The sequence below is a fragment of the Pontibacter sp. 13R65 genome, assembly GCF_047525655.1.
Lineage (GTDB): Bacteria > Bacteroidota > Bacteroidia > Cytophagales > Hymenobacteraceae > Pontibacter.
Genome location: NZ_JBLIQL010000017.1, coordinates 63,099 through 88,756, shown reverse-complemented (window position 1 = coordinate 88,756; position 25,658 = coordinate 63,099). Strand labels below are relative to the sequence as shown.

Annotated in this window: 11 protein-coding genes; 10 read left to right on the top strand and 1 reads right to left on the bottom strand. The window is 49.2% G+C overall.

From position 1 onward, the window contains the following. Positions 1-561: 561 nt before the first annotated feature. Both ACMA1I_RS17420 and ACMA1I_RS17415 read left to right on the top strand, forming a co-directional pair. Positions 562-2,961 carry a TonB-dependent receptor gene (locus ACMA1I_RS17420; protein WP_337069701.1) on the top strand — a complete coding sequence of 800 codons (2,400 nt, stop codon included), beginning with the start codon at positions 562-564 and terminating at the stop codon, positions 2,959-2,961. A 3-nt stretch (positions 2,962-2,964) separates the two neighbouring features. Further along, entirely contained in the window at positions 2,965-4,143 is a 1,179-nt protein-coding gene (locus ACMA1I_RS17415; protein ID WP_337069700.1) for a PepSY-associated TM helix domain-containing protein, read from the top strand. A 122-nt stretch (positions 4,144-4,265) separates the two neighbouring features. Here the strand turns inward: ACMA1I_RS17415 and ACMA1I_RS17410 are convergent, their stop codons facing one another. Further along, on the bottom strand, positions 4,266-5,714 hold the full coding sequence (locus ACMA1I_RS17410; protein ID WP_337069699.1) for a glycoside hydrolase family 28 protein: 1,449 nt from the start codon (positions 5,712-5,714) through the stop codon (positions 4,266-4,268). Positions 5,715-6,087: 373 nt separating this feature from the next. Between ACMA1I_RS17410 and ACMA1I_RS17405 the strand changes: the two genes are divergently transcribed. The 8 genes from ACMA1I_RS17405 (at position 6,088) to ACMA1I_RS17370 (ending at position 25,404) form a co-directional block, all read left to right on the top strand. Further along, positions 6,088-7,053 (top strand): Gfo/Idh/MocA family oxidoreductase, encoded by a 966-nt coding sequence (locus tag ACMA1I_RS17405; RefSeq protein ID WP_337069698.1) that lies wholly within the window; start codon positions 6,088-6,090, stop codon positions 7,051-7,053. Between the two features lie 421 nt (positions 7,054-7,474). Continuing rightward, positions 7,475-9,979, top strand: coding sequence for a glycoside hydrolase family 31 protein (locus tag ACMA1I_RS17400; protein WP_337069697.1), 2,505 nt, complete (start codon positions 7,475-7,477; stop codon positions 9,977-9,979). 368 nt (positions 9,980-10,347) lie between these two features. Then, complete coding sequence (locus ACMA1I_RS17395) at positions 10,348-14,148, top strand: DUF4450 domain-containing protein (protein WP_337069696.1); 3,801 nt, start codon at positions 10,348-10,350, stop codon at positions 14,146-14,148. Positions 14,149-14,324: 176 nt separating this feature from the next. Further along, a complete protein-coding gene (rhaM, locus tag ACMA1I_RS17390; protein ID WP_337069695.1) occupies positions 14,325-14,636 on the top strand; it encodes an L-rhamnose mutarotase in 312 nt (103 codons plus the stop codon). 200 nt (positions 14,637-14,836) lie between these two features. Further along, the gene (locus tag ACMA1I_RS17385; protein WP_337069694.1) at positions 14,837-17,692 is read left to right on the top strand and encodes a glycosyl hydrolase; all 2,856 of its coding nucleotides are present in this window, start codon (positions 14,837-14,839) and stop codon (positions 17,690-17,692) included. Positions 17,693-18,091: 399 nt separating this feature from the next. Continuing rightward, positions 18,092-19,873, top strand: a complete 1,782-nt coding sequence (locus ACMA1I_RS17380) for an FG-GAP-like repeat-containing protein (protein WP_337069693.1) — start codon at positions 18,092-18,094, stop codon at positions 19,871-19,873. 710 nt (positions 19,874-20,583) lie between these two features. Further along, complete coding sequence (locus tag ACMA1I_RS17375; protein WP_337069692.1) at positions 20,584-23,733, top strand: TonB-dependent receptor; 3,150 nt, start codon at positions 20,584-20,586, stop codon at positions 23,731-23,733. 9 nt (positions 23,734-23,742) lie between these two features. Further along, positions 23,743-25,404, top strand: coding sequence for a RagB/SusD family nutrient uptake outer membrane protein (locus ACMA1I_RS17370; protein ID WP_337069691.1), 1,662 nt, complete (start codon positions 23,743-23,745; stop codon positions 25,402-25,404). Positions 25,405-25,658: the final 254 nt, after the last annotated feature.

Below are 25,658 nucleotides of genomic sequence, written 5' to 3'. Positions count from 1 at the left end.
ACTAACCTAAGTGCTGTTAAGAGCTTTTTGCCTCCGGAAGGTTATTTTCATTAGCAGAATTTAGTTAATGAAGTATTTTATCTAGTGTGCTTATTCAGAGGTTTTTAAGTGGAGCGGATTTTCAAGGTAGGTAATCTACTATTCTACATATAGAATCAGAAATGTTGATAACTCGGGGAGAAATGGTGCTTTTATTAGACTGAAACAGCAATAGCTGCCATTATATTTTTGCAACCTGATAACATGCCAACAGGAAAAACCACAAGGCTTGGATGCACCTATACTTGAATTAATTAACCTATTCACTTTAAAGTCCTATAGTCATAGAATGTCGCCTCCACAACTACTGTCCGTGGTAGAATTCTGTTGTTAATGAGCTACCATATACTGCGTCTAAGTAACACGGCCTCAGTTAAAATTTGAGTGAATAGAATCATTTACTGAGTAAAAAGTTTTTGCAAATTTTATTTAGACCAAATCTAAATAAAATTTGCTTTTGATATTTTTATACCTCTATATTTGTCGCTATTTAGAATGGTTCTAAACTTAAATACGGCAAATATGATCTGTCTTTCTACTTTATTCAAAAATGCTACAGCACCGTTCCGGGTGCTCGTCATTATTTTATTCGCCAGCCTTCCAGCCCTTGCTCAACAAGGCACAGTGGTAGGGCATGTTGCTACCACCGATAGCAAGTCTGCTATGGGTGTAGGTGTAGGGCTAAAAGGAACTACCATAGGAGCTACTACGAATGTGGAAGGTGATTTTAAGATTACGAATGTAAGACCTGGCACTTATCAGTTAATTGTACAACAAATAGGCCTTGAGCCGCAGGAACAAACTATCACGGTAGCTCCAAACCAGACTGTACGGGCCAACTTTACCCTACAGGAGAGCGCCACAAGGTTACAAGAGGTGGTGGTGCAGGGGGCTAGAAACCAGTTTAAAGCCGATCTTCCTTCTGCCTCGTTACGTTCTAACACACCCTTGCTGGAAACGCCACAGAATATTCAGGTAATTACCGAAGGTTTGATAAAAGGACAGCAGTCGTTTGATATGTCGGAGGCAGTGGCGCGGAACGTAAGTGGCGTAACGGCGCAGGAGCACTGGGGTAACTATACACGCCTGAACATGCGGGGGGCGCGTATTGCACCTTTCCGCAATGGCATGAATGTGGAGTCGACCTGGGGCCCGCTTTCGGAAGATATGGCGTTTGTGGAGCGCATCGAGTTTGTGAAGGGCCCGGCCGGTTTTATGCTGGCCAACGGCGACCCGGCTGGTTTTTACAATGTAGTTACCAAAAAGCCGACTGGCATTAACAGGCAATCTGTTGGTTTCACGTTTGGCAGCTTTAACACCTACCGCGCTACCGCCGATCTGGATGGCACCCTCACTTCCGATGGCAAACTACAGTACCGGCTGAACGTGATGGGGCAGCTAAAAGACTCCTGGCGAGACTACGAGTACAACAACCGCTATTCTATTGCACCTGTGCTCAAATATAAATTCAGCGACAGAACCTCCCTTACAGCCGAGTACACGCACCAGTATTCCCGCATGTCGGCAATTGGTTCTGCTTATGTGTTCTCTGCACGTGGCTACGAGGACCTGCCCCGCAACTTTACCATTGCCGACCCCAATCTGGAGCCATCGGATATGCACGACAACAGCGCCTTCCTGATATTTGAACACCAACTGAACAACGACTGGAAACTGACTGCGCAGGCCTCTTACTTCCGTTACAACCAGGTAGGCAGTTCGCTCTGGGTAAGCAGTGTAGCACAAAACGGCGATATGCAGCGCACCACCAACAGCTGGGATGCTCAGAACGACAGTAAATTCGGACAGGTTTACCTGAACGGTACTGTTAAAACCGGCATCATCACGCACCGCATCTTAGGCGGCCTTGACTACGGCAATAAAGAATATATTGCGGACTGGAACCAGTCTTTCCAACTTGATAAAGACAGGCCGTTTAATATTTATAATCCTGTTTATGGCTTTGCCGAAGGTGGTGTGCCTGTTTTTGATCGCTCTAAACCACTGCGCGAAAGAGCAGGAGGCAACGTGCTGGCGCAGCGCTATGGCGCAGTGTACGTGCAGGATGAGCTTGGCTTTTTCGAGAATAAACTGCGCCTGACACTTGCCGGTCGCTACACCAGTGCCACAACGGAGCAATATGGCGCCTCTGTCAAAAACGAAAAGTTCAGCCCAAGAGTAGGTCTGAGTGCTTCTCTTAGCAGTAATACTTCACTCTATGCCTTATATGATCAGGCTTTTATTCCGCAGCTTGGAGCATTAAGAAGCGGGGAACGTGTGAAACCGATAACAGGTAACAACATGGAAGTAGGCTTTAAGCGCGACTGGCTGAACGGTCGTTTCAATACAACGGTTTCGGTATATCAGATTACCAAAAACAACCAACTGGTGGCAGATCCGAGCAGCGACCCCGGGCAGAATTTTTCCCTGCAACTGGGCCAGACCAAAACGCAAGGTGTAGAGCTGGATGTGCGTGGTGAGCTGACGAAAGGGCTTAACGTGATGTTCAATTATGCCTATACCGATTCTGAAATCACAAAAGACATAGAAGCCAGCCGCATTGGCCTGAAAGTTTCGGGCTATGCCGAGCATGTAACCAATAGCTGGCTTACTTATACCCTGCAGAAGGGGCCGCTGCAAGGTCTGGGCTTTTCGGGGGGGTACCAGTGGCAGATAAACCGTTTCCCGTGGTTTGTGGCAGATGGCACACCGGGTGGCCTTCCTGATTACTTCCGCTTAGATGGTGGCCTGAGCTACCAGCTTAAGAAAGTAAGTTTGGGGTTAACAGTTAACAACCTGCTCAATACAAACCTCTATTCCGGCTCCCCTTACGACTTCGATTACAACGGCACCATGGATGGCTACTATTGGCAAACAGAGGCCCCTCGCAATTATCGTGTAAGCATCGGTTATAAATTTTAACAAATGGCAGTGAAAAAACTAATTGGCAAACTGCACCTCTGGCTCGGATTTTCATCCGGGCTATTGGTGCTTTTTCTGGGCATTACAGGTTGCATACTGGCATTTCAGCGCGAAATAGAAGAGGCCACACAACCATACCAGTTTGTGGAGCAGCAGGCGCAAGTGAAGTTGCCTCCTTCTAAGCTCAAAGCCATTGCCGATGCCGAAGTGCCGGGCAAGCATGCGCACGGTGTCAGTTTTGCCCACGGTAAAGCGGCCCAGGTGTCGTATTTCAGTTTGGAGGAGCCTACCTATTACTTTGTGGTGTACCTCGACCCATATACTGGCCAGGTGCTGAAGGTAAAAGACATGGACAAAGATTTTTTCCGGTTCATGATCATGGGGCACTATTACCTCTGGCTGCCTCCGCACATTGGGCAACCTATTTTAGCCTCTGCCACACTGGTATTTGTACTCATGCTGATTTCCGGGCTGGTGCTGTGGTGGCCTAAGAACAAAGCAGCCCGCAAGCAGCGCTTCTCTATTAAGTGGAGCGCCAGGTGGCGGCGCGTGAACTACGACGCCCACAACGTGCTCGGTTTTTACATGACCTGGGTTGCCATTTTTATAGGTATTACAGGCCTGGTTATGGGCTTTCAGTGGTTTGCCAAGTCGGTATACTGGGCAGCCTCTGGTGGCAAGCAACTGGTAGAGTTTTACGAACCTCTCTCTGACACCACCGCCATAGATGCATCTAGTCAGGCCAGTCCCGCCATGGATCGGATCTGGATGAAAAAGTACCCGGAGATATTAGGCACCAACGCCAAAATGGAAGTGCATGTGCCGGAAAACAAATCTTCGTCTATAGAAGTAGCCATAAATCCTGATCCTTCTACTTACTGGAAGGGGGATTATATTTATTACGATCAGCATACGCTTGAAGAGATTCCGGTGACACACCAGTACGGACGCTTTGCCGATGCCACGGTAGCAGATAAAATCATGCGCATGAACTACGACATACACGTAGGAGCCATAGGCGGCATTGTCGGGAAGGTTATCGCTTTTTTTGCCAGCCTGATAGCAGCTAGCTTACCAGTAACCGGTTTTATGATCTGGTGGGGAAGAAGAAAAAAACATAAACAACCAAAAGATCCAAAACCTAATGCGGTAAAAGCGATGGCTTCTGCGAAGACTAATTAAGCTACAGGACTAAACATTTTACCAGACCGACATTATTTCTCACTCACTTAAAGCAAGAGCGGGTGCAGGAGAGGTTAAACCTCCTGCACCCGCTCTTGCTTTTGCAGCCTTTAGCTTCTTATCTATTCTAAAGCTACCCCTGTGCTTTCTTTTATGCTGATGGTGCTGTTGTCCTTGGTCGTGATTTGAGAGTTCTCGAAGGTCCAGTCTTTGGCATAGCTTATCTGGCCAGCGGTACTGGCTTTAATGCTTAGGTCTTTAAAATGGAAGTTCTCCACCAGCGATTCTTTAATGCCAGCTGCTGATAAAGCTTTGCGGGCCTCGTTTACTCTAATATCTGAAATATACACATCCCTGAACTTCGGAATTCCTCTTTCGGCCGGCTCTACCGGAGTCAGCATGGTTTTCCAGTGCTGCGGCACGGTCTCCATGCTGTAGCCTTCGGGTAGGGTGGAGTAGCTATAACTGGGGTTCCAGTTCATCGATACTTCTATGGGCGTACCCACGCTGTCCATCTCAAAGTTGTGCATGTAAATGTCCTCTACCGTACCACCTCTTGTTGTGGCTGACTTAAACCGTATGCCTACGCCCGTGCCTTTGGCTTTGAGGTTATAAGCCACCACGTGCCGTATGCCGCCGGAGGTTTCGCTGCCAAAAGTGATCAGCCCGCCGCCGGCTCTGGAGATGCAGTCGCGGATCAGGACATACTCTGTGGGGCGGTTTACGAGGAGGCCATCCCAGTCACGGCCCAATTTCAGACAGAAGTTATCGTCGTTGCAGTCGATGTCGCTGTTCTGAACCAGCACATAAGAGGAGGAGTCTATGTCGATACCGTCGGTGCTGGGGCCGTGGCCGTCGATGTTGTTCTGTATTACCACCCCGTCTACCGTAATATGATCGGAGTAAAGAATATGGATGGTCCAGAAACCAGCCTGCTTCATGGTAATGTCTTTGATGGTAACGTCTGATGAACGGGAAACCAACAGCGTGCGGGGGCGTTTGGCATCGTAGTCTACGATCCAGCGCAGCCCTTTGGGTTCGTATTCTTTGCGCATTTTCCAGTACATGTCCCAGAACGGCTTGCCTTGGGCATGCACCACACCCTCGCCGGTTATGGCTACATTCTCCTGGTCCAGCACATTTATGAGAGCAGCAGGCCATTTCATTTCAATGCCGGCCACTCGGGTGTCCATATCGGGGTAGTCGGCCAGGTTTTGGCTGCCTAAAATTTCCACGCCTTTATCCAGGCGCAGGTGCACGCCTTTTTTCAGGAAGATGGAGCCCGTAAGGTATTGGCCGGGCTTAAAAGTTACAATGCCACCTCCCTTAGCCGCACACGCATCTATAGCGGCTTGTATGGCTTGCGTATTAAGGGTTTGGCCATCGTTTACAGCACCGTATTGAGTGGCTTCAAAAACCATTTTTCCGGAAGGCATGTTTTTAGCACCGACCTCTTTCAGCCAGTCTAGCTTCGGAAGCCCATCAGCTAGCGGAGTTTCGGCTTTTTGACGAACACAGGCCATCGCCAGCAAGGCAACTACAAATAATAAAGCAAGGCTATTCTTTCTCATCGGTTTTCATTTCTGATTGTGTGGAAAAAGGATTCCTGTTCTCCAACAGGTTCATTTTAGGCATCAGGTAATGCTGTACTCAAAAGCTAAAGTAACACTTGTTCATGCTGGCCTGCAACCTGCTGTAACCTGTGTTGCAGTTATGCATTTGGTTTAAAAAGGATGCTTCTATGACTCGGTTCTTGTAAGGAAAGAGCAGTGAAGCTCATAGAACCTATGTTTGAAACCCTAATGCCAAACAAGCTGCATAATGCTCTGGAAGGGCAAAATCATTAGAATAATTGGAGTCGTATGCTGTAATTATTCTGCTGGCGGTTTCTCTTTTTGTTTATCTGGAAAGGAGTTCTAACTTGTGACAGAACAAACACTGCAAATGATGCAAACAATACGCTGGGGAATAATTGGCTGTGGCGACGTAACCGAAGTTAAAAGCGGGCCGGCCTTTCAGAAAATAAAGCACTCGGAGCTGGTGGCTGTAATGCGTCGCGACAGCGCCAAAGCCCGTGACTATGCACAGCGGCATAAAGTGCCCAACTGGTACGACAAGGCCGAAGACCTGATAAACTCCCCCGACGTAGATGCCGTGTACATTGCCACACCACCCGATTCGCATGCGGCGTACACCCTGCAGGTAGCAGCTGCCGGAAAACCTGTGTATGTAGAAAAACCCATGGCACTTAGTTATAAGGAGAGCCAGGCGATGCTGGAAGCCTGCCAGCAGGCGCAGGTGCCTTTGTTTGTGGCTTATTACCGCCGCTGCCTGCCTTCGTTCCTGAAGGTAAAAGAGCTTATAGCGGCCGGTGCGATAGGAGAGGTGCGCTACGTAAACGTGCAGCTAAGCCAGCCACCAAAGCCCAACCTCGATTGGCGTGTGCAGCCTGAAATAGCCGGAGGAGGCCTCTTTTTCGACCTGGCCGCGCACCAGCTCGATTTCCTGGACTACCTGCTCGGGCCCATAGAGGCAGCATCAGGTCAGGCCGCAAACCAAGCGGGACTTTATGCCGCCGAAGACATTGTAACGGCACAATTCCGGTTTAGGAATGGCGTGCTAGGCAGCGGTGTGTGGTGCTTTAGCGTAGCCCAAGCGCAGCGAAAGGACTCTAATGAAGTTGTTGGCAGCCAGGGCGCGATCCGTTTCCCTAGCTTTAGCAACGAGCCGGTGGTACTGGAAACAAAAGCAGGCGTGCAGCAATTTAATCTTCCGAACCCACCCCACGTGCAACAGCCGCTCATCCAAACTATTATAGATGAGTTAAGAGGCCAGGGCAAATGTCCGAGTACCGGCGAATCTGCTGCCAGAACAGCATGGGTCATGGACCAGGTAATGGGCCGCGTGTAATGTGCTAATGTGTTGATTAGAAATTTCTGCATAATCAAGTGAGAATTTTGAGTTGATTGGCACCTCGCCTTTCAAATAATTGCTGGGCGTAGTCGGAAACTAGGCCCAGCAAAGGGTAGATTAAAATGAATTGTTTAACTCTTAAAGAATCTTTTATCAAGGACCTCAAAAGGATGAGCCCTATGCTGAGCTCCAGGCACAAGGCTAGGAGACCTGGGTAATCCTTTAAATTGGTGATTCAGACAAGTAGCAGTAGCAATAGAGCCTCTGGAAGGGCTGTTTCATTAGAAGAATTGATAAGAGCCGGTTCATAAAATATCAACTAAACTTCACAGGACAGTACAGGATAGGAATTTCGGACACTACTACTAATTTTAACAAACGTTCGTGAAAGGCCAGAACTGGTTAAGGCAGGTTTTTTATGAAGAGTAGATCACGTTTAAACTCAGACATGTACCGGAAGCTTCTATTTAAAGCAATACTTTCTATCCTTTTCTCTCTCTCTGTTCCTGCACTGGCTCAAACCAGCATCGGAAATTACCAATCAGGTTTCCAGAAAAAAGGGAACGAGGTTTATTTTACAACTGCAGAAGGGGAGGTGCGCCTGGAGTTTTGCACACCAGATATGTTTCGGGTACGCGCCAGCTGGAACAAACAGTTTCTGCCCAACGAGCCCTACATGGTCGTTAAGTACGACTGGCCTGCGGTGCAGCTGCAGACATCGGAACAGAACGACCATTTCCTTCTCCAAACAGAGAAGCTGCATGTAAAAGTGATTAAATCCCCTTTCCGCTTAGAAGTCTCTACTGCTGATGGAAAGTTGCTGTCGGCCGATGCATTGGCTGGTAAGGAGGGTGGCTTAGCCAAGCAAGGAGAGGCCGTGCAGGTGAAAAAGCAACTATTGCCTGATGAGCATTTTTTCGGTTTTGGCGAGCGCATGGACTTTCTGGACCAGCGGAACAAGAGACTGAAGATGGATGTGGGCCGGGGCAAAGGGCTGCCACACCATGTGGGTGCGTACAATATACTCGAAGCCAATTATTGCCCGGTACCTTTCTTTATGAGCACCCGGGGGTACGGCATCTTTTTTCACACAGCCTACGCGACTGAGTGGAATATGGGCAACAGCAACCCCGAGACGTATAGTTTTAAGGCAGAAGGTGGCGAGCTGGATTATTATTTCATGAACGGTCCTTCCTTTAAGAATCTTCTTGACCAGTACACTTCCCTTACCGGTAAATCGCCTATGGTGGCGCAGTTTGCGCTAGGGCTGCATGTGGGCACCTATAGCGGTGGCACCTGGGGATATGAGCACCTGACTTCTGATAAATATGTGGTGGAACTGGGGCGTAAGTTCAGAACACATGGTATCCCCGCCGACCTGCTGCACCTCGATTCTACCTGGCGCATTTTTGGTAAAGTGGGAGGCAAAGGAGCAACCTCATTCGAGTGGCGCGAAACATTTAAGGATCCGAAAGGCATGTTCGACAGCCTCTACGCCATGAACTACAAAATGGTAGGCTTGCACCTGCGCCCACGCTTCGACAATGGCACCAAACTGAACCTGCTCGACCAGGCAAGAGCCGCGGGTTTTGTATATCCTGAAAAAGACAACCCCAGCGAGTTCGTGAATTTCTTCGATCAGAAGGCGGTAGACTGGTGGTGGGAAAACGGCGTGAAACGCATTGCCGACCAGGGAGCCATGTTCCTAAAAACAGACGAAGGCAGCGCCTTTGGCGGCCTTGCCAACAAAAGCGACAAGGTAGGCCCTACAGGAGATGATATTAAATGGATGCATAACGTGTTCCCGCTGGTCTACACCAAAGCCTCTTTCGAGAAGTTTCAGGAGCACAACGGCATGCGCGGCATGGCTCACACCCGCGAAGGCTATGCCGGTATTCAGCGTTACCCCTTTATCTGGGCTGGCGATTGGCCCAGCGAGTGGCAGTATTTTGCGCCAGTCATTAAAGCTGGTTTGAATGTGGGTATGTCGGGTGTAAGTTACTGGTCACACAACATGGGCGGCTTTGAGCATGTGGCGGACCCGGAGCTATATATCCGGTGGGTGCAGTTTGGCATGTTCAGCCCCATTGCACACCTGCTGGGCATGGAGCACCCCAACTATAAAGAGCCTTGGAACTATGGCGAAGATGCCTTGCGCAACTTCAAAAAATACGATCTGCTACGCTACCAGCTCATTCCGTATATCTACAGCGAGGCTTATGTAAACCACACAACCGGTACCCCCCTCATGCGGGCGCTGGTACTGGAGCACCAAAACGACCCGAACGTATACGACATCACCGACCAATACCTCTTCGGGAGCAACCTTCTCATAAACCCGGTAACTACCAAAGGGGCCAAAACCAGAACGGTTTACCTGCCTGAAGGCACCTGGTTCGATTACTGGACCGGCAAACAGTACAAAGGCCGCCAGTTCGTGCACGTGCTTACGCCCTTAGACACCATTCCGGTTTTTGCCAGAGGCGGAGCCATTCTGCCCATGCAGCCGGAGATGCGTTATATCGGAGAGAAGCCTGTGCATACCATTACGCTGGATGTATTCCCGCACGGCTCCTCCAGGTTCGAACTGTACGAGGACGACGGCCAAAGCCTGAACTACCAGAAAGGAGCGTATGCCATTACAGAGATAACCTCCGAAAAAACTGCTGCTGGTTTAACCTTGAAAGTTCAGAAGCCCAAAGGAAACTTTCAGGCGCCGACACATAACTACCTGGCAAGAATCCGCTGGAACGGAGAGAAGGCACCAGCCGGCGTGACAGAAAACGGGAAGAAAGCAATAGCCCTGAAAACAACTGCAGCTGTGGAGAAAGAAGATGGTTGGTTTTACGAGGCAGAGAGTAAGGTGCTATGGGTGAAAACGAAGCGCTCGAATAAGGAAGATATAACGATTGTGGTGAAATAGCAGAAGCAAGAAGAGCAGTTTGATCAAGAAAAATTATTTATATAAAAATGCATTCGAAGCACCAAAGTCGGAAAAAGTCATTTAGGCTCAAGCTTTCGAAGCAAAACCAGTCTTTGGCTTGAGCCGCCTCGTGAGATCCGGTGCCGCTTTAGCGGCAGCCTGAGCGCGAGCGAAGGCAGGAGGGAACGCAGCGGCGATGGCTAAAGACGCTGCCCCGCGGCCATGAGCGCTAAGCGACTGAACAACGCTAGCATCAAAGCATAAGGGCACCGGATGAAGCTGTAACTAAGAGAGCCGGAGCCTAAAAATACACCTATAGAGCTAGTCAAAACAGATTAATATTGTACCGCAATACCAGCATTTAGGAAATGAGAAAAGCCGGATTAGTTACCTTACTGTTAGCAGTTGCTTGTCAGTCGCAGCATGTTTCGCAGCAGGCTAAAAGTGTTAATCAAAGTGAGAAGATCATTGTTGGGGCTGATTCTGTAGCTAATCCTTTAACTGGTAGAGCAGGACTTTCATTACATATTAAGCCCGAAAAGTCTTCTTCCAAAATATCAAATGAAAAACAGCCCTTAGAAAATTCAATACCGGAGGCCTCCACCGACAAACTGGACCAGGTGCGCCCGCTCCGCTACAAACCCGACGGAACTGATTTCGTGATTACGAACGGCACCAAGCGCTTTAACAGAGCCCTGTATGGCACGACAACTGCCTTTAGGGTAGAGGCCGGAGATCTGCCGGAGTTCCTGCTCTACATGCCAGGCAAAGGCGGCAATCTGAAGCTCGGAATTGCCACCGACAAAGGCGAGAAGTGGCTAATAGAGGCTACCGAGATCAAAGCCATCTATCGGCCCGGCTCCATGCTCTACGAAATAAAAGATCCGCTGCTGGGAGAGGGGCAACTGAACCTGCAGGTGCTGGCAATGGCCGATGCTGAAGGCATGGTACTATTGATGGAGACTGCCGCCAATACCACACCCTTTGAGCTAATCTGGACCTACGGTGGCGCCAGCGGTCACCGCCCATCCCGTAATGGTGACATTGGAGCAGACCCGGAAGAAGGCTTTTACCTGCACCCCGAGCATTGTAAAAACAATGTGTTTGCTATTAAGGATAATTCCTTTCTGCTGGATTTCAAAGTCAAGAACGATGCCCACCAAATACAGGGAATTATGCCGGCAGGGGCTTCCATAAAGCTGGCAGACGCCCGAAAGCAGGATTCTCCGAAAACATTATGGCAGTCGGGGCAGTCGGAGTTACCGGTGGTGGTGGGAAAACAAACCTTAAAGCCTGCCCAGAAAGTATATTTTGGTCTCCAGAACAGCAAGAGCACCAGCATCAAAAGTTATAAGGAGCTGGCAGGCGTTTTTCAGAAGGCTGAAGAGAGCCGGAAGAAAGCTGCCAGCCATATCAAACTCGAGACGCCTGATCCGTTTTTCAACACTTTCGGAGGAGCATTGAGTATAGCAGCAGATGCCATCTGGGACGGCCAGAGCTACATGCACGGAGCCATTGCCTGGCGTATGCCGCTCAATGGCTGGCGTGGCGCGTACGTTGCCGATGCCCTGGGCCATCATGACCGTGCCCGCACCCACTTCCGGGGTTATGCCAAGGCACAGGTAACCTCGCCAGCCAGCGGGCCGGTAGTGCCGGACCAGGAGCGAAACCTGGCCCGCATGGAAGAAAAGCTGGGGCTATCGCTCTACACCAGCGGCTACATTTCGCGCAACCCGAGCAGCAAGCATGTAGCGCACCACTACGACATGAACATGGTGTTTATAGACCAGCTGCTGCGCCACTTCCTCTGGACCGGCGACAAAGCCTACCTGCAGGAAGCATGGCCGATGCTGGAGCGGCACCTGGCCTGGGAAAAACGAAATTTCGATGCCGATAACGATGGTTTATACGATGCCTACGCCAGCTTCTGGGCCAGCGATGGCGTGCAGTACAGTGGTGGTGGCGTAACGCATTCCTCCGCCTACCACCATTTCTCCAATAAAACTGCTGCCCGCTTAGCCGCCCTCATCGGCAAAGATCCGAAACCTTACGAACAGGAAGCGGAGAAGATAAAAGAGGCTATTGAGTCTACGCTTTGGATGCCGGAAGCCGGTGTCTATGCGGAGTTCAAAGACCTGCTGGGGCTGCAGCAACTGCACCCGGCCGCTGCCCTCTGGACCGTCTACCACACCCTCGATTCGCAGGTGCCGGACCCGTTTCAGGCGTACCAGGCGCTGCGATACGTAGACACACAGATTCCGCATATCCCGATAAAGTGTGCCGACCTACCTAATGAGAACCTCTACACCCTCACCACCACCAACTGGATGCCATATACCTGGTCGGTGAACAATGTGGCGCTGGCAGAGGTGGCGCATACGGCGTTAGCTTACTGGCAGTCGGGGCACACCGAAGAGGCGAACCGGCTCATGAAAAGTATTCTGGTAGAGAGCATGTACATGGGCTCCAGCCCTGGCAACCTGCAGCAGCTCTCTTACTACGACCATTACCGCAACGAACTGTACCGCGATTTTGCCGATGGTATCGGCATCACGTCCCGCGCTCTGGTAGAAGGCATGTTCGGCATACAGCCCGATATGCTGGCGGAGGAACTGACGATACGACCGGGGCTGCCGGCATCCTGGGATCATGCGCTGCTGGAAACGCCCGATATAAAGTACAGTTTCAGGAGAGAGGGAAATAAGGAAACTTATGAGCTGGAGCCACATTTTGGCAAACCGCTGAAACTGAACTTCATGGCCTCAGCGCTGGGAGATAAGGTAGCCGCCGTAACTGTAAACGGTCAGCCAGTGAAGTGGACTTCCTTTGAAGAGGCAGTAGGCAATCCACAAATAGACATTGTGCCTGCTAAGGCAGATAAATACGAAGTAGTTATTACCTGGGCAGGAGACAAGCCTGCAGCAGCAAAACACCAGGCCATAGCGGCGAACGGAGCAAAACTGGAGGTTGATTTCGGAAAAGCCGAAGTGCAAGAGCTGAAAGACACACAAGGTATTGTAGCGAGCTCAGATCAGAAAAAGAGCAAACTGGAGGTGAAGCTGGCAGGGCAGGAGGGGCACCGCACCTTCTTCGTGCGCACCACCCAGGGCGACCTCAGCTGGTGGCAACCTGTAAATGTGGAACTGCGCGAACCATTCCGCCTTATCTCCACCACCGGCCCTAACGAGGCACAGCTGCGGGTGGAACTGCAGAACAATACAGCTGATGCCCTGAAAAAAGAGGTAGCTGTTACTGTTGGCAAATTCACGCAGACAATGAAACTGGAGGTGCCTGCGTTTGCATCGTCTTCTGCCATTCTTATTCCTGCCGACCATTTAAAAGCTGGCACTAATCGGGTATCTGTGGCGGCTGGTAACCAAACCCTGGCCTCAGCCGACATTACGAACTGGAACGTGCCTGCTGCCACGGCAAAGGCTGCTCCCAACTGGGAAACTTTGGACCTGACGGCTCACTTCAACGACAATGTAACGCAGATTTTTCAAAACGAATACCTGACCCCACGACCTACTTCTGCTACCCTGCAGCTGCCCAAACAAGGCATTGGCAACTGGTGCTACCCGTTTGTAACAGCCGAGGTCGATGATTCCGGTTTACGGACAAAGGCAGGTGAAGCCGGAAAAATCACCTTGCCGAACGGCTTGCCCTTTAAAACAACGGGCCCCGGAAAAGGCAAAAATATCCTCTTCACCAGCCAATGGGATAACTACCCAGCCAATGCTGCCGTGCCACTGCAAGGCTCCGCCTCGCATGCCTACCTGCTCATGGCTGGCTCCACCAACCCCATGCAGTCGCGCATCGACAATGGCGAAGTGGTAGTGACTTACACTGATGGCACGCAGGAGCGGCTGGCATTGCGGAACCCCGAAACTTGGTGGCCGATTGAGCAGGATTACTACCTGAACAAGTACTCCTTCACCAGCTCCAAACCAAAACCAATCCGGCTCCACCTGAAAACCGGTGAGGTGCCCACGAACTACCAATACGACAGCATCAAAGGCTTTGCCTACGACAGCTACATTCCCGGAGGTGCTGCCACCGTGCTGGACCTGCCCCTGAACCCAGCTAAAAAGCTGAAGTCGCTGGAAGTAAACGCTCTTGCAAACGATGTGGTCATCGGGCTGATGGGCGTGACGTTGGTGAGAAATTGAAGTTTTAGGACTCAAGACACAGGACGTCAGACACAAGACTTAATAATTTAAACAAACACTGATGCAGGGAAGAATAAATTATCCATAACCACTCTTCTTTTATAAGACATGAGGAGAAGGCATTTTAATAGTCCTGCGTCTTGTGTCTTACGTCCTGTGTCCTTTAAACTAACAACATGCAGCGATTTGCTTTTAAAATGAAACTGAAGCCTGGTTCTGAGGCTGAATACAAAAAACGGCACGACGAGATCTGGCCGGAACTGGCGCAACTGCTGAAAGAGGCTGGCGTGAGTGATTATTCCATTTTCCTGGATGAAGAAACCAGTACCCTCTTTGCAGTGCAAAAGCAGGCAGGGCAATCGTCGCAGGATCTGGGTACAACGGCCATTGTGCAGAAGTGGTGGGCCTACATGGCCGATATCATGGAAACAAACCCGGATAATTCTCCGGTAAGTATTCCGCTGAAAGAAGTGTTTTACTTGGCGTAAAAAGGTAAGAATTAAGAAGAAGGAGCAGCAGCAACAGACCTCACAGTGTCTTTCAGACCTGTGAGTGTCTTGGTAGGGCAGGAATGATAAACGAAACACTAAAGGTTAAGGAGCAGCACCAACAGCAGCAGAGCCTCCAGAGGGGCTTTTTCATTAGAATAATTTGAAATCAAGAAAATTCTTTAATCAAGGTTTAGATAATGATACATAAAAATAAACTTCTTCTCACCCTGGCACTTTGCGGTGCAGTACTCACCAACTGCCGCCAGTCGCAGCCTGCTGCCTCTGCCGACACAGCCACGGCCAGCAGCCAGCAGGCAGTAAACGCCTGGCCCGAAGTGCAGCGCGAAAACAAGCCCTGGACCCGCTGGTGGTGGATGGGCAGTGCCGTAGATGAGCAGAACATCGATAAGATGATGACCCAGTATGCTGAGGCCGGTCTGGGTGGTGTGGAAATTGCCCCGATTTACGGTGCCATGGGCCACGAAAGCCGCTACATCGATTTTCTGTCGCCGAAGTGGATGGGCATGCTCGATTACACGGTACAGAAAGCCAACAACCTGAACATGGGCGTAGACCTGACACAGGGAACAGGCTGGCCTTTTGGCGGGCCGCAGGTGAAGCCGGAGTTTGCAGCATCTAAACTTATAGTGCAGACTTATACCTTAAAAGCTGGCCAGACCCTGAAGGAGACACTGACGGTGCAGGACCCGAAACAGCGGGAACTGAACCCGCAACTGCAGGCCGTGATGGCCTACAGCGGGAAAGGAGAAGCGCTGAATATTACCGACAAAGCCACAGCAGACGGGAAACTGAACTGGACTCCGAAATCCGGCACCTGGACCGTATACGCGGCCTTTAATGGCAAAACCCGGCAAATGGTGAAACGTGCCGCACCGGGAGGAGTAGGCTACACCCTCGATCACCTTTCCGACAAAGCTGTGAACGCCTACCTGGAACCTTTTACCAAAGCTTTTGGGGGCAGCAACCACGGCGTAAGAGCCTTCTACAACGACAGCTACGAAGTATACGGAGCAGACTGGACGCCCACGTTTTTTGAAGAGTTCCAGAAGCGTCGTGGCTACGAGCTGCGCCTGTACCTGAAGGATTTGGTGAGCAAAGAGCAGACGGAGCGGGTGGCCAGGCTGAAAGCCGACTACCGCGAAACCATGAGCGAAATGCTCTACGATAATTTCTACAAAAACTGGAACAACTGGGCGCACGAGCACAAGAGCTTCACCAAAAACCAATCGCACGGCTCACCGGGCAACCTGCTCGACCTGTACGCAGCAGTGGATATTCCGGAGTGCGAGACCTTCGGCTCCAGCTACTTCCCCATTCCCGGCCTGCGCCGCGATAGTGCTGATGTGCGCAACGTGGACCCGGACCCTATCATGCTTAAATTTGCCTCATCGGCTGCACATGTGGCTGGAAAGAATCTGACTTCCAGTGAGACCTTCACCTGGCTGGGCGAACATTTTAAAACATCTTATTCACAGATGAAGCCGGAGGTGGAGCAGGTGTTCCTTTCCGGTGTGAACCATGTATTTTACCACGGCGTGACCTACTCGCCGGAGGATGTAGCCTGGCCAGGCTGGCTGTTCTACGCCTCCCTTAACCTGACGCCAGCCAACAGCCTCTGGCCACATTTTGGAGCTTTCAACAATTACATTGCACGGGTGCAGTCGGTGCTGCAGTCTGGTAAGGCCGATAACGAGCTGCTGATGTACTGGCCGATACATGACGTGTGGAGCAACCCGAAAGGCATGGAGATGCTCATAAAAGTACACGACATAGACGAGTGGCTGCACCCGACACAATTCTACAAGCAGTCGCAGCAACTCATGGATGCCGGCTACTCCCTGGATTTTGTATCGGATAAGATGCTGCAGGAGGCGAAAGTGAACAACGGTCAGATAGTGACGGCCTCTGGTGCGCCTACGCGTAAGGTGCTGATTATACCGCAAAGCAAATACATGTCTGAGACTACCTTTGCCAGAGTAATTGAGCTGGCGAAAGAAGGAGCCACCGTGGTGCTGGAAGAGCTGCCAACCGATGTGCCGGGCCTGCAGGACCTGGAGAACCGCCGCAAAAAGCTGGAGCAGCTGGTCCAAAGCCTGACTTTCTCGGATGCCGGACAAGGTGTGCGCCAGCATAAAGCCGGAAGAGGAGAGATTCTGCTCTCTAAGAACGTGCAGCAGGCGCTGGAGCTGAAAGACATACAACGCGAGACGCTGGCTGATACGGGCCTCAAATTTATCAGAAGAGAGATAGAAGGAGGCAAGTATTACTACCTCGTAAACCACACACCCAAAGCCATTGATACCACTATTCCGCTCAATTTAGCAGCACAATCGGTGGTGATGATGGACCCCCAGAGCGGTAGCGCTGGTCTGGCCAAGGCTACAACAGCCAATAACAAAACCAATGTGCGGGTGCAGCTAAAATCTGGCGAAGCCCTGATTTTGCGTGCCACCAACGCTGCTAACCCCGGTTTAATGGCATGGCAGTACCTAGAGCAGCCAGGTTCACCCATCGCCGTTACCGGCGACTGGAACCTGCACTTCACCAAAGGCGGCCCTGAAGTGCCAGCCGATAAAAAGCTAACGAAGCTGGTGTCGTGGACGGAACTAGGCGATAAAAAAGCAGAAGCCTTTTCGGGAAGCGGAGAATATACTGTTACGTTTGATATACCCGCTATTAATGCAGGAGAGTACGTGCTGGACCTGGGCAAGGTAAGCGAAAGCGCCCGTGTCTGGATCAACGATCAGGAAGTGGGGCACCTGTGGAGCATCCCGTTCCAGGCGAGGGTGGGGCAGTACCTGAAGCCGGGCAAAAACACGCTCAAAGTAGAAGTTGCCAACCTGATGGCCAACCGCATCCGCGATATGGACCAGAAAAAGATGGAGTGGCGCAAGTACCACGAAATCAACTTCGTGAACATCGACTACAAAGCCTTCGATGCCTCTGTGTGGAAACCAATGACCTCCGGCCTGATCGGCCCGGTAACCATTACACCTTATGCTACCACGGCACAAGGGCAGGCAAAGAAGTAGTAATTTTAAATTTTGAATTCTGAATGAGTGATTGAGTGAATAGGAGGAAGAGTGCTTCGCCAAACTAGAAATCAAAAATAATTATGGCGCGAGCGTCCTCGCTCGTGACTCCTATTCCGTGGCCTCCGGCCGCTAGATAGTTGTTATGCTGGCACATGCATCTCTGAATTTTTAGTCTGTCGAAGCTCCATAATTATTCTAATGAAAAAGGCCTTCCGAAGCTTTTTGTGCCAATTCTGCTCAAGGGTCTGAATCAAAATCTGCAGCATGTAAGCATTTGTTAGAACTCATTCTTAAAATTCTAATATTCTGATCATCTTGATTCAAATATTTTTTTACGTAGCTACCAAGACACTCACAGGAGTTGCGCACACTGCGAGGTCTTTACCCGTTTTACTTATGAAAAGAAAGCAGATCCTTCTCGTCGCCCTTACCTGTTGCTCCCTGGTAGGAGTGCAAGCCACCCTAAAGCAGCAGCTGGTAAGGCAGCCGCAAAAGGCTGATTCCATTAAAATAAATCGTTCATTGCCGGCCACCGTCATCATACCTGCCTCAGATTTTTTGTATGATCTGCCCAAAGGAGACATCATGGTGGAAGCGGGTATGCTGCAGGTGCCATGGTTATTTAACAACACGGCTATACGGCTGAATTCTCCCACCAATCTGCTAACGCAGGTGCAGGTGCCGGAGGCCGGAACCTACTACCTCTATGTGAGGAGCCAGGGCGAAGGCAACGCTTCTTTTAAGGTGGCGGTAAACGACCAGGTGACTTCTGAGACGTTTGGTAACGGAGATTTGACCTGGAAGCGGGGCGGCACCTTCAACTTACAAGCCGGCAAAGCTGTGGTGAAAGTTACCCGTATCCAGAGAGGCGCAGCCGTAGATGTGCTGGTGCTGAGCAAGAACCCGAACCTGACGGAAGAAGACATTAAACCTTATCAATTAAATCCGGAAGTAAAGCTGCTGAAGGAGTACAAAATTCCGGAATCGAATGCGGTTAAGTTTGGCGATGTGAATGGCGATGGCCAGACCGATCTGCTGGTGCTGACGCGTGATTATTCTGCTCACCTATTCGACAACAGCGGCAAAGAACTCTGGTCGTGGAAAGCACCGGAAGAATATACCAAAGAGCGGTCGGAGTTCGAGGCGCCGGGCGTACTCTGGGATTTTGACGGGGACGGGAAGGCGGAGGTGGTGCACTGGCGGCAACTAGAAGGGAAGGAGTGGCTTGTGATCGCTGACGGACAAACCGGTAAAATAAAACGCAAAACTGAGTGGCCTACACAGCCACTGCCACATGTGTACAACAACTTCCGGCTAGCCATTGGCAAACTCAGCAAAGGCGAGCCAAACCATATCGTAGTGTTTACCGACATGGGCGGCACCATAAAAATTACCGCCTACACCGATAAATTGAAAAAGCTCTGGGAGCACACCGAGAACCGCAAAAAAGATAACCTGGGCCACTACGTGTACCCTGTTGACCTGAACAAAGACGGCATAGACGAAGTGCTGGTAGGTTCGCTTCTGCTTGATGCCAGGGGCAACAAGATCTGGGACCGCTTCGCGCTGCTCAACGACAACCACGACCACGCCGACAGCTATAAGTTCGGTGATGTAGACGGTGACGGTAATCTGGATATTGTAACCGCCAACAGCGAAACCGGCGTGTTTGTGTACAAAGGCATGACGGGCGAAATACTCTGGCAGCAGGTGGCGGAGCATAGCCAGCAGATACAGGTTGGCAATTTTTTGGAAGAGTTTCCGGGGCCGCAAGTGGTATTAGGCGGCAGGACTTACGGCAACAGGCAGGTAAATGAGCCATACCTCTCGAGCCAGCTCTACTGGTTCGATAACAAAGGAAATTTAATTAAAAAGTGGCCCGGCAATCCGATCAACGGCAATCCAGATTTTGTGAAAGGCAACTGGCACGGCGATGGCAGCGAAGAGCTGTTCTGGTTTAAGTTCAGGCTCAACAAGCAGGGCACCGGAGAACTCTATTTCCCCGACCCGGTGTTCCACATGTTCGATTTTATGGGGAAGGGAGCTGAAGAAGTGATCACGCTGAGCCGCGGCATGTTGCGTGTGTATGGTTCGGGTAAAGCCAGCTACAGCAATAAGGATGTTAAGAAAAACCTGGACTACCTGAAAAGCACCGTTGTAAACCATACGCACTATTAAGAAACAAACACTTTAGTGGAGCAACTGGTTTTTAGGTACAAGCAAAGTAAACCTCTCAACTCTTTCCATTGAATTCTTACTGCAGTCAGGCAACCGGATGAGCTATCTTCAGCAACATCTAACCCTTTCTATCTGGTAATTCCATCTATTCCATCTTCCGTGGAGCTGGTATGGAGCATTGGCATTAAGACTAAAGCTAAGATTAGTTAGTCAATCTGCTAAAATACTATACATGAAAATATGAAATTATTTATAGTTGCCTGGTTATTTATGTTCTTTTCCCAGGATTTGGGGCAAATCCAGGAGTAACCTGCAGGATACTGCAGGTTGGTGCAGGATATAAAAGAAAACCCCATCCTTTAAATTTATAGAAACTTACTGAATGATAATTTGAAATTAAGTTTTAGCTTATCCTACTGCGATAATTAAATTGGGCTTAATTACCCACAATCTCCAGGAACAGCAGGAGACTATTATTTTGTAAAACCAACAAATATTAGTTAGTAAGGATGCATGTCGCCTCATATTTAAGTAAATTTAGTTAATACTTTAAAAAGAAATTAACCTCTTGTAAAACAGTTTTTTATAGTGGTTGAATAAAAGTGTTTTGCTGGAGTGAATGTAAATAGGATGGCGTGAAATATCGAATTTTGACAGATTAAAATTATGTGGTTAAAAGTGAATGTTAGAGCAAACTTAAATACAGAAACATGAAGAAAAGAATACACTATGCGCAATATGCGTTTCTGGTTCTACCCCTGCTTGGGTTAGCTCCTGAAACTACTAAGGCTGCAGCGTATGCATGGGAGAAGACTGACCCTGGTACCAACCTGCACCTCGTTAACTCCATTAAACAAAGTGGTATAACGGTTTCGGGTAGAGTTGTTGGTGAGAATAACGATGGATTACCAGGTGTTGCAATTCAAATAAAAGGTACTAGTCTTGGCACTACGACAGACATAGACGGTAACTACCAGCTCAACGTGCCAGATGGAAATGCTACACTTTCTGTTTCTTATGTAGGCTATACGCTGCAAGAAATACCGGTTCGTAACCGAACAACTATAAATATTACCATGGCTCCCGATGTAAAAGCGCTAAAAGAGGTGGTGGTAGTAGGCTACGGCACACAGAACAAAGCAGATGTTTCGGTAGCAGTAGGTAGCGTTACCGGTGAGGCCATTGCCGAACGCGGAACTGTAAACGCCTTACAGGGGGTGCAGGGACAGGTAGCTGGGGTTGATATTTCTTCTGGTTCCGGACGTGCCGGCTCTAATTTTAGTGTTCAGATACGCGGTCAGAATTCCCTGGCCAATGCACAGCCCCTATATGTAGTGGATGGCGTTATTGTGCCTGACATCAATTTCCTTAACCCTCAGGACATTGCCAAAATGGACGTGTTGAAAGATGCTGCCTCTACTGCTGTTTATGGTTCGCGTGGTTCTAACGGGGTGGTGATCGTGACGACCAAACAGGGCACAGGTGTAAAAGGAGGCACCAGTATTTCGTATGACGGCTACACCGGCGTAAGGCAGGTTGCGCGCATGCCCGATTTTATGGATGGTGACCAGTGGTGGGAATTTCGCCAAAACTCATATATAGTACCTGAGTTGATTGCTGGCAACAACAATTATCCAAGTACGATTGGTGGTGCAGAAAACCCTGCCGTTGCCGATATTATTGCTAATAAGCGGTACACTAACTGGAGAGATCAGGTATTGCAAACAGGTACACAAAACAATCATTGGCTAACTGTAGCTGGAATGAGCGAAAATAACATGCAGTATGTGATTGGAGCAGGTTACCAAAATGAGAAAGGCAATTTTGTTAATGATGATTTTCAGCGCTACAACTTTAAAGCAAGTGTAGATCATAAAATAAGCGATAAATGGGCTGCCGGGGTAAACTTTAACTTCTCTCTTTCAGAAATTGAACGTGGTAGCGACCTTGCTGTAACCAATGCCTTCCGGATGGCTCCCATTTTTTCGCCTTATGATGCTGAAGGAAACCTGGCGTTCCGACCAGGCCAAATTCCGATTCCTGGTTCGACCAACGTTACCAGTATGACCAGTTCGGTAAATCCTTTAGTAGATAACGCCAATTCTCAAAATAATACAAGAAGATACTTTGGGGTAGGTAATTTGTACCTGCAATACTCTCCGGTAAGTTGGCTCGATCTACGTTCTACCTTTTCGCCAAGTGTTTCTTTTAACCGCCAGGGACGCTACTGGGGACCTATGACAGAGTCGCGCGGCTTGCAGGCAGCTGCTGCCGAGCTTACGAGGTCGGAGAATTTCTCCTACATTATGGACAACATCGTTACAGCCCGTAAAGACATAAATGAGCACAGCTTTACCTTTACAGGTTTGCATAGTGTGCAACGAGATCAGTTTGAGACTAATTTTAACAGGGTAAGCGGTTTGCCTTTCAACTCCTCCTTTAACAACCTCGAAACTGCCACCAACCGCGAACGCACCACTAGTGAGTACAGAGAGTTTTCTATTTTGTCTTTTATGGCCAGAGTAAACTATGCATTTAAAGACAGGTATTTAGTTACATTAACTAGTCGTTGGGATGGCTCTTCTAAACTTTCTACAGGCAACAAATGGTCTTCTTTCCCATCAGTTTCGTTGGGCTGGAGAATTGCTGAGGAAAACTTTATGCAGGACGTTAATCTCTTTTCTGACCTAAAAGCTAGGGTAAGTTTGGGTTATGCCGGTAACAACAATAACGTGAACCCATACGGCACCCAAATGAACCTCAGCAGCCCTACTTTCTACGACTTTGGCGGTGACGTAGCATTGGGATATACACCTAACAGGCTGCCAAACCCCGGACTTACCTGGGAGAGAACCCGAGAACTAAATTTTGGTTTAGATTATGGTATTCTGAACAACAGAATTACGGGTAGTATAGATCTGTACAACAAGCAGTCTGAAGGTTTGATCCTAGAAAGAGAAATTCCCTTGGAGAATGGTTACAGAAGTGTGATAGACAATGTTGGCTCCGTGAACAACAGAGGTGTAGAGGTTTCTTTGAGAACTGTTAATGTGTCTACAAGCAAAGTTACCTGGACCACCACTTTTAATTTCTCCAGAAACAAAAACGAAATTGTGGAGCTCCTGGGAGGTAAGGAAGATATGCCGGGTAATGCCTGGTTTATCGGACAACCTATTAACGTAAACTATACTTACATTTTCGATGGCATCTGGCAAGAGAATGAGCGAGATCAGGCAGAAGTCTATCGCCAGATTCCTGGTCAGGCCAAAGTTGTAGACATAGACAACAACCAGATTATTAACAACGAAGACAGAGCAGTAATTGGTCAGAAAGATCCGAAATGGATCGGAGGCTTCTCTACCCAATTAACCTTCCTGAATTTTGACCTTTCTGCTTCTATGTTTGGGCGCCAGGGCCAGCTGGTATACAGTCCCTTCCATGCAGAGTTTACAAACATGGCAGACCGTGGCCGTAACAAACTGGATGTAGACTATTATATGTCGCCAAACAATGTAACTCCAACTAGAGCATCTAACTCATATCCGCTGCCAGGCCGACCTGGTGAATATTGGTCGTCGGTAGGTTACTACAAAGATGCCTCTTTTTTCAAAGTGCAGAACATCTCGTTAGGCTACAGCCTGCCACCGACCCTGCTGGAGCGCATCAGAGTAAAGGCACTGCGTGTGTATGCCAACGTGCTGAACCCATTTGTGTTCACCGATTACGACGGGTTTGATCCTGAGTATGCTGCAGGACTTGATCCAACAACTACCAATGTTACCAACAGCACAAACGGTAACCTGAACAACACCGGACCTAGCTCTATTATTTATCAGTTTGGTGTAAACGTTAAATTCTAATTGAAAGAAATGAAAAATTTTAATATACTTAGTCTGTTAGCGGCAGTGGTTGTTCTGGCAGGCTGCAAAGATTTTCTGGAAGAGGAGAACCGCTCTAATATGGAGGCAGATGCCTATTATACCACAGCCGAAGGGTACGATAAAATAGTGAATGCCTCTTATTCCTCTTTAAGGCCAGTGTATACCGATCCTTGGGTGTTTGCCGCAGGCACTGATATGTATGTGGAGGGCAGAGATGCCCAGCCAAAAGGCATAAGTGAGTACCGCGAGTTAAACCCAGAAGATACCAATATAGAGGACTTTTACCGCAGGGTATATGCCGGTATTCAGGTTTGTAACAACGCGCTCTATTTCAATGAGAGAACAGCACCCGCTGCAACACTTGCCAGCAGAAAAGGAGAGGTACAGTTTTTACGTGCTTACCATTATTTCTTGCTGGTGCAGCAGTTTGGCGGTGTGCCGCTGGTAACCGAGAGGTTCAGCGAGCCGGTAGCTGCCTTTCCTCGAAATACTGCCGAGGAGGTTTATACTTTTATTGTCAATCAGATGAACGAGGCGCTGGAACTGGTCCCGGAAACATCGTCAGAGTTTGGTCGGGTAACCAAGCGCGCCGTGCGCCATTACTTGGCTAAAGTGCACCTGACCCGTGGCTACGAAAGCTTTGCTGCCCCCGACGATTTTGCCAAGGCAGCCCAGTTTGCCGATGCTGCCATTGATGGTCAGTTGCTGACGCAATCTTTCGAACAAGTGTTTTTCCCGGGTAACGAGCGTAATCCAGAAATACTGTTTTCGATTCAGTACGATGCCGGTTCTGTAGCTAACCCACAGAGCACGGGCAACAGCCAAAACTATTGGTACGGACCCTATATGGGTGGCCAGGGTGCAGCGCAAGGTTATCCGCAGCGTGCGTACCGCCTGGTGCCAACCATGTATACCTTCGATGTGTTTACAGAAAACGATGCACGGTTTGATGCCACTTTTATGATAGAGTACTACCAACGCTACTACGACTATTATGATAAAAGCACAGAGCGCAACACATTAAACGTACGCTTTTATTATGCACCAAAATGGGCTAACTCTCCTGAAGCCATTGCCGCCTGGAAGGCAGCAAACCCTGACCGACGCAATGACGCACAAGTTATACCTTATTCTGCTGCCTGGGAAGCCAATAACAGCACGGCCCTCGACAATGCTACACCAGCCATTAAAAAATTTGATGATCCCCGTTCCGTTTTTGGTGGAGCTACCAGTACCCGCGACATATTTTTGGCGCGGCTCGCCGAAACTTACCTTATCGCAGCAGAAGCTTACTTTAAGTTAGGCGATAACGGAACAGCTGCAACTCGCATAAACGAGGTCAGAAGAAGAGCCGCAAAACCAGGAGCTGAAGAAGCCATGCGCATTACAGCTGCTGACGTAACCATTGCCTTTATTTTGGACGAGAGAGCACGTGAGTTGGCTGGTGAGTATCATCGTTGGTTCGACCTGAAGCGTACTGGTACACTCATGGAGCGTACTCGCGAGTACAACAGAGATATCAGAAACTGGTATAACCGCGGATTTGATCCGTTCCAAGGTCAAGATGGAGCGTATAAAATATTACGCCCAATCCCTGCAAGAGCACTTCTTCTGAACGATGCGGAGTTCCCTCAGAACCCAGGATATTAATCTTTTGCTAAAACAGATGTTTTAACCACCACCGCACATAGGGTGCACTTTATGTCAAAAGGAACAGACCGGAAAATTCCGGCCTGTTCCTTTTTGTACCAAAACCTCATCCATCATTTATTCCCTGTTTCCATTTGTCATTGTTTTAGAATCTAGCTGGAAGTGGGTGCAATAGGAGCAGTAGCCTACTTTGATTAGTTGCTGATTTAATCATGAAAGATGCTTAGTTTAAAAAGTTTTTCTACTGATAGAGT